This is a genomic window from Lentzea sp. NPDC054927, from assembly GCF_053610285.1.
In genome coordinates this window covers 1-11,060 of record NZ_JBSGXZ010000043.1, presented here as the reverse complement: position 1 = coordinate 11,060, position 11,060 = coordinate 1, and the positions used below count along the sequence as shown (strand labels likewise).

14 protein-coding genes are annotated in these 11,060 nt (G+C 68.3%); 5 read left to right on the top strand and 9 right to left on the bottom strand.

Features of this window, described 5'->3' with window-relative positions; translation table 11 throughout:
• Positions 1–168: 168 nt before the first annotated feature.
• From ACWGE0_RS37340 to infC, 4 genes are all read right to left on the bottom strand, one after another.
• Positions 169–1,023 carry a TrmH family RNA methyltransferase gene (locus ACWGE0_RS37340; RefSeq protein ID WP_452265634.1) on the bottom strand — a complete coding sequence of 285 codons (855 nt, stop codon included), beginning with the start codon at positions 1,021–1,023 and terminating at the stop codon, positions 169–171.
• A complete protein-coding gene (gene rplT / locus ACWGE0_RS37335; protein WP_086663967.1) occupies positions 1,020–1,409 on the bottom strand; it encodes a 50S ribosomal protein L20 in 390 nt (129 codons plus the stop codon). Before rplT ends, ACWGE0_RS37340 begins: the two co-directional genes overlap by 4 nt.
• A gap of 82 nt (positions 1,410–1,491) precedes the next feature.
• Positions 1,492–1,686, bottom strand: a complete 195-nt coding sequence (rpmI, locus tag ACWGE0_RS37330) for a 50S ribosomal protein L35 (RefSeq protein ID WP_319970580.1) — start codon at positions 1,684–1,686, stop codon at positions 1,492–1,494.
• A gap of 49 nt (positions 1,687–1,735) precedes the next feature.
• Positions 1,736–2,344: a translation initiation factor IF-3 gene (infC, locus tag ACWGE0_RS37325; protein WP_452265591.1), complete on the bottom strand. Its 609-nt coding sequence runs from the start codon at positions 2,342–2,344 to the stop codon at positions 1,736–1,738.
• 288 nt (positions 2,345–2,632) lie between these two features.
• Here infC and ACWGE0_RS37320 point away from each other — a divergent pair, with 288 nt between their 5' ends.
• Complete coding sequence (locus ACWGE0_RS37320; RefSeq protein ID WP_090012317.1) at positions 2,633–2,974, top strand: DUF1844 domain-containing protein; 342 nt, start codon at positions 2,633–2,635, stop codon at positions 2,972–2,974.
• Between the two features lie 4 nt (positions 2,975–2,978).
• Here the strand turns inward: ACWGE0_RS37320 and ACWGE0_RS37315 are convergent, their stop codons facing one another.
• From ACWGE0_RS37315 to ACWGE0_RS37295, 5 genes are all read right to left on the bottom strand, one after another.
• Entirely contained in the window at positions 2,979–3,614 is a 636-nt protein-coding gene (locus ACWGE0_RS37315) for a hypothetical protein (protein ID WP_452265590.1), read from the bottom strand.
• Entirely contained in the window at positions 3,611–4,201 is a 591-nt protein-coding gene (locus ACWGE0_RS37310) for a hypothetical protein (RefSeq protein WP_452265589.1), read from the bottom strand. Before ACWGE0_RS37310 ends, ACWGE0_RS37315 begins: the two co-directional genes overlap by 4 nt.
• Positions 4,202–4,277: 76 nt before the next feature.
• Entirely contained in the window at positions 4,278–4,658 is a 381-nt protein-coding gene (locus ACWGE0_RS37305; RefSeq protein WP_030481733.1) for a RidA family protein, read from the bottom strand.
• Positions 4,659–4,673: 15 nt separating this feature from the next.
• A complete protein-coding gene (locus tag ACWGE0_RS37300; RefSeq protein ID WP_452265588.1) occupies positions 4,674–5,420 on the bottom strand; it encodes an IclR family transcriptional regulator in 747 nt (248 codons plus the stop codon).
• Positions 5,421–6,386 (bottom strand): sugar kinase, encoded by a 966-nt coding sequence (locus tag ACWGE0_RS37295; RefSeq protein ID WP_452265587.1) that lies wholly within the window; start codon positions 6,384–6,386, stop codon positions 5,421–5,423.
• 97 nt (positions 6,387–6,483) lie between these two features.
• Between ACWGE0_RS37295 and ACWGE0_RS37290 the strand changes: the two genes are divergently transcribed.
• The 4 genes from ACWGE0_RS37290 to ACWGE0_RS37275 all read left to right on the top strand — a co-directional run.
• Positions 6,484–7,764, top strand: coding sequence for an amino acid deaminase (locus ACWGE0_RS37290; protein ID WP_452265586.1), 1,281 nt, complete (start codon positions 6,484–6,486; stop codon positions 7,762–7,764).
• A 13-nt stretch (positions 7,765–7,777) separates the two neighbouring features.
• Positions 7,778–9,361 (top strand): N-acyl-D-amino-acid deacylase family protein, encoded by a 1,584-nt coding sequence (locus ACWGE0_RS37285; RefSeq protein ID WP_452265585.1) that lies wholly within the window; start codon positions 7,778–7,780, stop codon positions 9,359–9,361.
• Complete coding sequence (locus ACWGE0_RS37280) at positions 9,358–10,755, top strand: GntP family permease (RefSeq protein ID WP_452265584.1); 1,398 nt, start codon at positions 9,358–9,360, stop codon at positions 10,753–10,755. The genes ACWGE0_RS37285 and ACWGE0_RS37280 overlap by 4 nt, the downstream gene beginning before the upstream one ends.
• 98 nt (positions 10,756–10,853) lie before the next feature.
• Positions 10,854–11,060, top strand: a 207-nt coding sequence (locus ACWGE0_RS37275; protein ID WP_452265583.1) for a hypothetical protein, incomplete at its 3' end; no start/stop codon positions are given.

Here is an 11,060-nt window from a genome sequence, read left to right as displayed (position 1 = left end):
CTGCTCCAGCGCGCGGGAAGTCACAGCTGCGCGAGCAGCACCGAAGAGGAGCTCGCTGTGATGCGAGCCACAAGGGGTCGGCGAGACCTGTCTCGCCGGCGGGACAAGGGGCGCAACGGTTTTACCCGCCGTGCGGGCTCCGCGGCGTCAGGTTCGCAAAGGGTGTGCTCAGGCCTTGGGCATGCGCTGCGCACGTGCCGAGGCGTAGAGGCACACGGCGGCGGCGGTGGCCAGGTTGAGGCTTTCGGCTCCACCGTACAACGGCACCTTCAACGACGTGTCCAGCTCGGCGACGACCGCGTCCGGCAGACCGTGTGCCTCGCTGCCGAACACCCACGCCGTCGGCTCCTCCAGATCACCGCGCTGCGAGGCGGTGTCGAGGTCGTCCTTCGCGTAGCCGTCGGCGGCCACGAGCTTCAGCCCGGCTGCGCGGCAGGCGGCGAAAACCTCGGCGGTGTCGCGGGAACGTGCGATCGGCAGGTGGAAGAGCGAGCCGGTGGAGGCACGCACGCACTTGCCGTTGTGCGGGTCGACCGTGTCGCCCGCGAAGATCACCGCGTCGGCTCCTGCCGCGTCCGCCACGCGCGTGACGGTGCCCGCGTTGCCGGGGTCCGAGACGCCGTAGAGCACGGCGACGAGGCGCGGGGTGCCTCGCAGTGCCTGGCCGAGCGGCTGCGGCACGGCGTCGCAGACGGCGACGAGGCCCTGGGGCGTCACGGTTTCCGACAGCGACGCGGCGGCCTTGTCGGTGACCTCGCTGATCCTGATGCCTCGCTCGGAGGCGGACTGGAGCAGTTCGGCGTTGCGGTCCGCGGCCGTTGCCGTGACGAAGAGTTCGTGCACCTCACCGGTTTTCCAGGCGAGTGCCTCGCGCACGGCCTGGGCTCCCTCGACGAGGAAGCGGCCGGCCTTGTCGCGGCCCTGGCGGCGGGTCAGGTGGCGAGCAGCAACGACCCGAGGCGTCCGTTCGGTGAACGGATCTGCCTCGGGTCGATGAAAGCTGCCGCGAGGGTGCTCGCTCAGGCCTGGTCCCCGGCCGGAGCGTTCACGTCGGCGGGAAGCGCGCCACGGGCGATCTCCACGAGAGCGGAGAAGGCGTTGGCGTCGTGCACCGCGAGGTCCGCGAGGATCTTGCGGTCGACCTCGACGCCACCCAGGCGAAGGCCCTGGATGAGACGGTTGTAGGTCATGCCGTTCGCGCGGGCAGCGGCGTTGATGCGCTGGATCCACAGCTTGCGGAAGTCGCCCTTGCGCGCACGGCGGTCGCGGTACGCGTAGTTGAGCGAGTGGAGCACCTGCTCCTTGGCCTTGCGGTACAGCCTCGAGCGCTGGCCGCGGTAACCGCTGGCCAGCTCAAGGGTGGTACGGCGCTTCTTCTGGGCGTTTACAGCCCGCTTGACGCGTGCCACGGGTCCATCCTGTCGATCTCATGGGGGCGGTGTTCGCCAGAAGATCTGGCACTGCCGCCCCGAGTTAGCTAGGGGAAAACGGTCAGAGACCGAGCAGCTTCTTCAAGCGCGGCGCGTCAGCGGGAGACACCACGACCGTGCCGGCCATGGCGCGCGTCTCCTTGCTGGACTTGACCTCCAGGCGGTGACGCTTGCCCGTCTTCTCACGGACGAGCTTCCCGCTGCCGGTGACCTTGACTCGCTTCGAGGTCCCCTTGTGCGTCTTGTTCTTCGGCATTTCCGTCCTCGTCTCGTGCTACCCACCGGGTCGGGGGCGGCCATGCGTCCTATTCAGCGGGTTCGGTGGCTTCGTCGGTCTCGACGTCGCCGTCCTGCTTGACCGGACGCGCCTTGATGTTCTTGTGCGGCGCCAACACCATGATCATGTTGCGGCCGTCCTGCTTCGGGTTCGACTCGACGAAGCCCAGCTCCGCGACGTCCTCCGCCAGCTTCTGCAGCAACCGGTAACCCAGCTCCGGGCGCGACTGCTCGCGGCCGCGGAACATGATGGTCACCTTGACCTTGTTCCCGTGCGACAGGAAGCGGGCCACGTGGCCCTTCTTCGTCTGGTAGTCGTGCGGGTCGATCTTCGGCCGGAGCTTCTGCTCCTTGATCACGGTCAGCTGCTGGTTCCGACGAGACTCGCGGGCCTTCTGCGCCGTCTCGTACTTGAACTTGCCGTAGTCCATGAGCTTGCAGACCGGCGGTCGAGCCTGCGCGGCGACCTCGACGAGGTCCAGATCCGCTTCCTGCGCGAGTCGGAGCGCGTCCTCGATGCGAACGATCCCGACCTGCTCACCATTCGGTCCGACCAGACGGACCTCCGGCACCCGAATGCGGTCGTTGATGCGCGGCTCGGTGCTGACGGGAGCACCTCGGTTCGAGGGACTTGTCATTCACGTCCTTTGAGACTCGTTTGCGCCAAAGACAAGAGCCCCGTCGTCGATGTTCGACGACAGGGCCCGCTTCCGACCGATCACTTACCTGGCTCTGGGGCACCCGTGTGCCCTGCGTGTCAGGAGGACCGGACCCGGCCACCTCTTGAGACGGTGAACGCGGGTGGGAGCGGGGCTCCACTTGCCGCTCTCGCACTAACGAGAGCTGGTCGCGTCAGAAATACTAGCAGACGCTCTTGTCAACCCCCGAATCGAGGAGGTGTGACGTGGGGTTGCTTGAATGTCGGGGTGACCGATCCGCTTGAAGACAGCATCCGTGACCTGGGCGATGTCCCCAGCATCGAGGTGATCAGCCGGGCGGCCGTGATGCTGCTGTCCGCCTCCGCGGAGCGCCTGGGCCTCGCCGACCCGGACCCCGACAACTCCCCGCGCCGCGACCTGGACGAGGCCCGCCGCCTGATCACGGGCCTGGCCGGCCTGGTCACGGCGACCTCCGAGTACCTCGGCCCGCACGCCGCGCCGCTCAAGGACGGCCTGCAGTCGGTGCAGCGCGCGTTCCGCGAGGCCTCGGCCGTGCCGGACGAGCCCGGCCAGGGTCCCGGCGAGAAGTTCACCGGCCCTGTCTACTGACCTACTACTGATCTGCCCTGACCACGACCGGTTCCCACGGCTCCGCCCTGATCTGGAACACCGCCGAGGCCCGTTGCCCGGTGGCCGCCCGGAACGTGACGGCGGAGCCGTTGTGGAGCGGGCCGAGGCTGAGGTGCTCGGCAGGGGGCTCGTCGTACTGGGAGAGCCCGAGCACCCGTGATCCGGGCACGACCGACACCGTCAGCTCGTCGATGACCGCGGGCCCGCCGAAGTAGCTGAGCCGGAACTCGTCGGGCGCGCCTGGCGTGATCGCGAAGGTCGGCATGCCCCTCCTGCTGCGTTCGGCGGCGAGGAACTCGGTGAGCTCGTTGATCTGCGCCGTCGCCTGCTGGGCCGCGAACTGGGCCTCGTCCGCCAGCAGCCGGGACGCCGTCGCCGCGTCCTGTGCGTCCGTGGCGGCCTTCCTGGCTTCTTCGACCGCCGTCTTGGACTGCAACGCGCTGGCCGTCGCCTGTTCCACTGCCTTGCGAGCGGCTTGCGCCTCGTCCTGCGCCCGCTGGGCCGCGTCCTGCGCCTTGCCGGCGGCGGCCTGAGCGGTCTTCGCCTCACGCGCTTGCCACAACGCGATGGCCGTCGCACACATCGCCACGACGGCGGCGATCACTGAGAGCGCGATCATGCCCGCACCCCCAGCGCCAGGAGCTGCCTGCGGGCCAGGTCGTCGATGACGTCGGTGTCCCCGGTGCGCCAGCCCACCGCGGGATCGCCGGAGAACTTGCTCAGCTCCTTCGGCGACAGGCTGGTGAGCGCCCTCAGCGCGAGCAGATCGGGCTTGTCCCTCAGTTTCGCGATGTTGCCGGCCTTGCGCGCGTACCGCAGCCGCACCGGCAACCACGTGATGAGCAGGAACAGCACCGGAATCGTGACGACGGCCACGGCGAGCCAGAACGCGGTGTCCTGCACCACACCGATCTGCGTGTTGCCGACGCCGATGAGGGTCTCGCCGGCCTTGGTGCCGTTGCCCAGCGCGCCGGACAGGTCGTCGCCCACGAACGGAACGCCCTTGGCCTTGCTGGCGGCGTTGGTGAAGACGTCGCGAATGTCGCCGCCCGCGTTGACCAGGCCGTCACCAGGTGCTCTGAGCTCCAGCACCCAGTCGTGGGCGGTGCTCGCGACCCAGATCCACAGGGCCACCCACCCGACGGCGAGAAGGTCGGCGATCAGCTGACGCGTGAACCTGGCAGGTCTGTCCGCGTACCACTTCATGTGCGGATGGTGTCACAACGTCAACGGCGGTCCGGAGGCCCTGCGAACCGTCCGAACCGCCGTTGCTGCGAACAGATCAGTCGACGACGGCCAGTGCGTCGATCTCCACCAGCAGACCGGCGGGAAGCCCGACGTAGACGGTCGTGCGGGCCGGCGCCGGGTCCGTCACGAACTCGCCGTAGACCTCGTTCAGCTCCGCGAAGTGCGCGGTGTCGGTGAGGTAGACGCGGATCATCACCACGTCGTCGATGGACGCGCCACCGGCGGCGAGCACCGCGTGCAGGTTCGCAAACGTCTGGCGGGTCTGCTCCGCGACGGTGGTGCCGACGATCTCACCGGACTTCGGGTCGAACGCGACCTGACCGGCCACCTGCAGGATGTTGCCCTTGCGCACACCCTGCGAGAAACGGGCCACCGGCTGCGGAGCGTCGGCGGTCTTGATCTCAACCTTGGACAACGGACTTCCCCTTATTCATCTTGGAACGTAACCGCATTCGACTGAAGCAGCTTCGGCGGTGGCGAGCAGGTCGGGCAGGTGGGCGAGCAGCCCTTCGAAGTCGAGCAGCACCTTGGGCACCGACATCGAGACGGCGGCGAGCACCTCACCCCGCGCGCCCTTGATCGGGGCGGCGATGCAGTGGATGAAGTCCTCGTGTTCGGCGTTGTCGACCGCGTAACCGTTGGTGCGCACGCGATCCAGCTCTGCCATGTACGCCGTCGGGCCGATGATGGTGTTCGCCGTCAAGCGCGGGAACTCCATCGTCGACAAAACCTTCTGCAGCGCAACGGAGGACAAGTCCGCCAGCAGGATCTTCGCCACGGCAGTGCAGTGCAACGGCGCACGGCGGCCGATGCGCGAGTACATGCGCATCTGGTGCGTCGACTCGTACTTGTCGATGTAGATCACCTCACCGTCCTCATAGGACGCGAGGTGGATCGTGTAACCGAGGCGGGAGTTGATGTCACGCAACGCCGGTTCGGCCGCACGCCGGACGTCGCGTTCCTCGAGAGCGCGGTTGGCGAGGTCGAACAACGCGGTGCCGAGGCGGTAGTGGTGCACGCCGTCGCGCTGCACGAACCGATGCGACTCCAACGTGCGGAGCAACCGCAGCGTGGTCGACTTGTGCACACCGATCACGCCGGACAGTTCGTCCAGCGTCTTCGGTCCCGTGGCGAGCTGACTCACGAGTGTGAGCGCTCTGTCGAGACTCTGGCTCATCTACACCTCCAGGCGGGCGGACGCCCAGGTCTGCGGGTCGGCGTGCAGCAGCGGATCTGTCACGTCGTCCGGCAAAGGATCTCCGACGTCCTCCGCGGTCAGCAAAGCGGAGGCCGCCTGGAGGTGCCCGGCACGCAACCGGACCGACGGAGTCTCCCCCGCCAGCGTGGCAGCGAGGAACCCCGCGGCGAACGCGTCACCAGCCCCGACCGGTTCCACGACCTCGACTTTCAGCGCCGGTTCGAAGTACGACGAACTCCCTTCGAGCAGCGTCGCGCCTTCCGCGCCCTGCTTCACCACGAGCGACGCCGGACCGGGCAGCAGTTCACGCAGCCGTTGCGGATCACCCGTGCCCCACACGAGCTCCGCCTCGTCGGATCCGGCCAGCACCACGTCGGCCATGTTCGCGAGCTCCCGCAGCACGCGCGGGTCGCGGTCGGACCACAGCGCGGACCGCCAGTTCAGGTCGAACGAGATCCGGAACCCGTGCCGCCGCCGGCGCAGCAACTCACGCATCAGCGCGAGGCACGAATCGGACAGAGCGGGCGTGATTCCGCTGACGTGCACCAGTTTCACCTCGCCGAGCCCGAGCCGGTCGATCATCTCGGGTCCCATGCCGGACGCCGCGGAGCCGCGCCGGTAGTACCGGACCGGACTGCCGTTCGGCGAGGCTTCCTTCACGTAGAGGCCGGTCGGCCGGGTCGCGTCGATCAGCACCCGCGAGGTGTCCACGCCGAAGCCGCCCACGGTGTCGAGCACCGCCAACCCGAACGAGTCGTCTCCGACCGCGCTGACCCACGACGACCGCACGCCGAGGCGCGCGAGATGGCAGGCGACGTTGGACTCAGCGCCACCGACGGCCCGGTGCCAGGTGCGCACCAGATGCACGGGACCGGGTTCTGCCGGAACCATCATCACCATGGTTTCACCGAGACACACGACACCGCCGACGTGTTCGAACCGCATGCGCGCTCCAGAGGTGTTCGTTGACGGCGGCGAGACCGAATGCTACACACTCCAGCATCACATCGCGCAATGGGAGTTGCAAAATATGCAACATCTGATGGAGATGGACCTCTCGGCCGTCGCGGACATCAGGTCGGAACGGATCAGCTGGCGGTTCAAGGGCCTGCCCTCGAGCACGTTCGGCTCGACCATCGGCGAGGTCGCCGACCGGCGGCTGGACCTCTTCGCCGACGAGTTCGTCGGCCCGCTCGTCGTGCTGGACGCGGACGCGTTGACGCACAACCTGACGACGATGTCCAAGTGGTGTGCCAACCACGGCGTCAAGCTGGCACCGCACGGCAAGACGACGATGGCACCGCAGCTCTTCCAGCGGCAGATCGAGCACGGCGCCTGGGGCCTCACCGCGGCCAACGCGTCCCAGCTGCGGGTGTACCGGGCGTTCGGGGTCAGCCGGATCCTGCTCGCGAACCAGCTGCTCGACCTCGGTGCGCTGCGCTGGCTCGTCACCGAGCTGGACAGCGACCCCGGCTTCGAGTTCAGCTGCTGGGCCGACTCCGAGGCCGGCGTCACGCGGCTGAGCGAGACGCTGCGGGAGCTCACACCCTCGCGGCCGATCGACGTGCTGGTCGAACTGGGCGCTCCCGGCGGCCGCACCGGCGCTCGTGACCTCGAGACCGCGCTGGCGGTGGCGCGGGCGATCGACCAGAGCCCGGTGCTGCGGCTGGCCGGCGCCTCCGGCTACGAGGGCGCGCTGGCACACGACGCCTCCGAGTCCTCACAGTCCACTGTGGACGCTTATCTGGCCGACCTGCGGACGTTGGTGCTGCGGATGGCCGACGCCGGGATGCTCGACGAGCTGGACTCGGTGATCGTCACCGCGGGTGGCAGCGCGTACTTCGACCAGGTGGCGGCGACGCTGGCCCAGCCGTGGCCGGTGCCGGTGACCCCGGTCCTGCGCAGCGGTGCGTACATCACGCACGACGACGGCTTCTACCGCGGGATCTCGCCGTTCTCGCGGATCGAGGGCGTGGAACCGTTCCGCCCGGCGCTCAGGGCGTGGGCCCAGGTGACGTCCCGGCCGCAGCGCGACCTGGCGTTGCTGACGATCGGCAAGCGCGACGCGTCGTTCGACGAGGGTCTGCCGGAACCGCAGCTGGTGCGCCGGTACGACGGCGCGGTCGCCCCGCTGACCCAGGCGAAGGTCACCGCGCTCAACGACCAGCACGCGTTCCTGTCCCTGGGGCCAGAGTCCACGGTCCGGGTCGGTGACTGGGTCGGGCTCGGCCTTTCGCACCCCTGCACGGTGTTCGACAAGTGGCAGCTCATCCCGGTCGTCGAGGGCACGACCGTGGTCGACCTGATTCGCACCTACTTCTAGAGGGAGCGTTCCGATGGACGACGTCGTCCTGCGCGGTCCACTGATCGCCGACGGCACGGGCACACCGGCTTACCGAGCGGATGTGGGGATCAAGGACGGCGTCATCTCCTCGATCGGTGACGCGATCTCGGCCACGCGGTCGATCGACGCGGACGGGCTGGTGCTCGCGCCGGGGTTCATCGACATGCACTCGCACTCCGACCTGCGGATCCTCGCCGAGCCGGACCACCTGGCGAAGGTCTCGCAGGGCGTCACGACCGAGGTGCTCGGTCAGGACGGGCTGTCGTACGCGCCGGTGAACGACGACGTGCTGGCGACGCTGCGCGGTCAGCTCGCCGGGTGGAACGACGACCCGCCCGGCTTCGACTGGAACTGGCGCTCGGTCGGCGAGTACCTCGACCGGCTCGACCAGGGCATCGCGGTGAACGCCGCGTACCTGGTGCCGCAGGGGACGCTGCGGATGCTGGCCGTGGGCTGGGAGGACCGGCCCGCCACCGACGCCGAGATGCTCGTGATGAAGAACAAGCTCGCGAAGTCGTTGGTGGAGGGCGCTTTCGGTATGTCGTCCGGGCTCACCTACACGCCCGGCATGTACGCGGAGACGTCCGAACTGGTGCAGCTCTGCGAGGTCGTCGGCAGCTACGGCGGGTTCTACAGCCCGCACCACCGCAGCTACGGCGCCGGCGCGTTGGAGGCGTACGCCGAGATGGTGGACGTTTCGAAACGGTCCGGGTGCCCGTTGCACCTGGCGCACGCCACGATGAACTTCCCGGTGAACAAGGGAAGGGCGCCGGAGCTGTTGTCGTTGCTGGACGACGCGATCGCGGGCGGCGCCGACATCTCACTCGACACCTACCCGTACCTGCCGGGCGCGACCTACCTGAGCGCGCTGCTGCCGTCGTGGGCCACCGAAGGCGGCCCGGACAGCACTCTGGCGAGGTTGTCCGATGTGGACACCCGCGAGCGCATCCGGGAGGAGATCGAGGAGATCGGCTCGGACGGGTGCCACGGCGTACCGGTCGACTGGGACTCCATCGAGATCAACGGCGTCCGCAACGACCGCAACTCCCACCTGGTCGGCGCCAGCGTCCACGCGTCCGCGCTGCGGCTGGGACAGGCCCCCGCCGAGCTGTACTTCGACGTGTTGGTCGACGAACGCATGGGCACCTCGTGTCTCATGCACGTGGGGCACGAGGAGAACGTGCAGGCGATCATGAAGCATCCGGCGCACACCGGCGGCAGCGACGGGCTGCTCGTGGGTGACCGGCCACATCCACGCGCGTGGGGCACGTTCCCCCGTTACTTCGCGCGTTACGTCCGTGAACTGGGCGTGCTGAGCCTGGAGGAGTGCGTCGAGCACCTCACCGGCCGCGCCGCCAAGCGTTTGCGGCTCACCGACCGAGGTCTGGTCCGCGAAGGCTACGCGGCCGACCTGGTGCTGTTCGACGCCTCGACGATCGCCGACACGGCGACGTTCGACCAGCCTCGGCAGCAGGCCGCCGGCATCCCGTTCGTGTTCTGCAACGGGGTGCCGGTGATCGACGACGGAACCGCCACCGGCGCATTGCCAGGCCATTCACTCAGGAGCCGCCCGTGATCGACTGGTTGCAACACTCAACACCGGGTCTGCTGACCCTCGCGGTAGTCAGCATCGCGGTGCTGCTGCTCCTCATCATCAAGTTCAAGGTCGAGCCGTTCATCGCGCTGATCGTCGTCGCACTGCTGGTGGCGCTCGCCGCGGGCGTGCCGACGGAGACGCTGGTCGGGTCGGCGCAGAAGGCCTCGGACTCGTTGCTGGAGAAGGGCTTCGGCAGCATCCTCGGCCACATCGCCGCGATCATCGGGCTCGGCACGCTGCTGGGCGCGATCCTCGAGGCGTCCGGTGGCGCGCAGGTCCTGATGGACAAGCTGATGAACGCGTTCGGCGAGAAGAAGGCGCCGGTCGCGATCGGTCTCGCCGGCCTGATCTTCGGTGTGCCGGTCTTCTTCGACATCGGCATCTTCGTGCTCGCGCCGCTGGTCTACGTGGCGGCCAAGCGCAGCGGCAAGTCGATCGTGCTGTTCAGCATGCCGTTGCTGGCGGGCCTTTCGGTCATGCACGCGTTCATGCCACCTCACCCGGGACCGGTGGCGGCGGCCGGTCTGCTGAAGGTGTCGCTCGGCTGGATCATCATCATGGGTCTCGCGGTGGCGATCCCGTCGTGGTTCGTCGGCGGTGTCCTGTACTCGTACTGGATCGGCAAGCGCATCAACGTGCCGGTGCCGGAGGAGATGCTGGTCGCGGCAGAGGCCGCCCGTGAGGAGAACGGCGACCGCGAGGCGCCGTCGCTCGGCCTGGTGCTGTCGATCATCGGCTTGCCACTCGTGCTGATCCTCGCCGGCACATTCGGCTCGATCCTGCTGCAGAAGGGTTCGCGGCCGTACTCGATCGCCACGTTCTTCGGCACCCCTGCGGTGGCGTTGACGATCTCGGTGCTGATCGCGTTCTGGCTGCTGGGTTTCCGGCGCGGCATGACGCGCGCGAAGATCGCGGAGCTGTCCGCCGCCTCGCTGCGGCCGGTCGCGATGATCCTCCTGGTCGTCGGTGCCGGTGGCTTCTTCGGCGCCGTGCTGGCCGCGACGGGCATCGGCAAGACGCTCGCCGGCGAACTTTCGGACCTCGGCCTGCCGGTGATCGCACTGGCGTACGTGATCAGCTGCGTCATCCGGATCGCGCAGGGCTCGGCGACGGTCGCGATCGTGACGACCGCGGGCATCGTGGCACCGGTGCTGGCGGACATGAACCTCTCGCAACCGCAGCTGGCCCTGGTGGTCATGGCCATCGCGTCCGGCTCGATCATCGCCTCGCACGTCAACGACGGCGGGTTCTGGATCGTGTCCCGCTACTTCGGGCTGTCGGTGAAGGAGACGCTGCAGTCGTGGACGGTCCTCGAGACCATCCTCTCCGTGGTCGGTTTCGTGGTCGCGGGGCTGCTCAGCCTGGTTGTCTGATCGGACAAAACTCAACAAGTTCACACGCTTGACAACGTGGGCCCCGCATCTGAGGATCGGCACAATGTTCATTTGTGTTTGATGTGGACGGGGCCCGCATGAACAACACGGAGGTCGTGCACCTGCACGACGACACCTCCAGCGTCGTCATCACCCTCCAGGGCGCAGGCCTGCCGGTCGTGACGCACTGGGGCCGAACGCTCGGAAACGTCGACCAGGCCGCACTGCGCGGCCTGGTACACGTCCTTTGGGGGTCGCACCCGCACCACGCGCCCGACGCACCCGTTGCACACGCCGAGGATCCC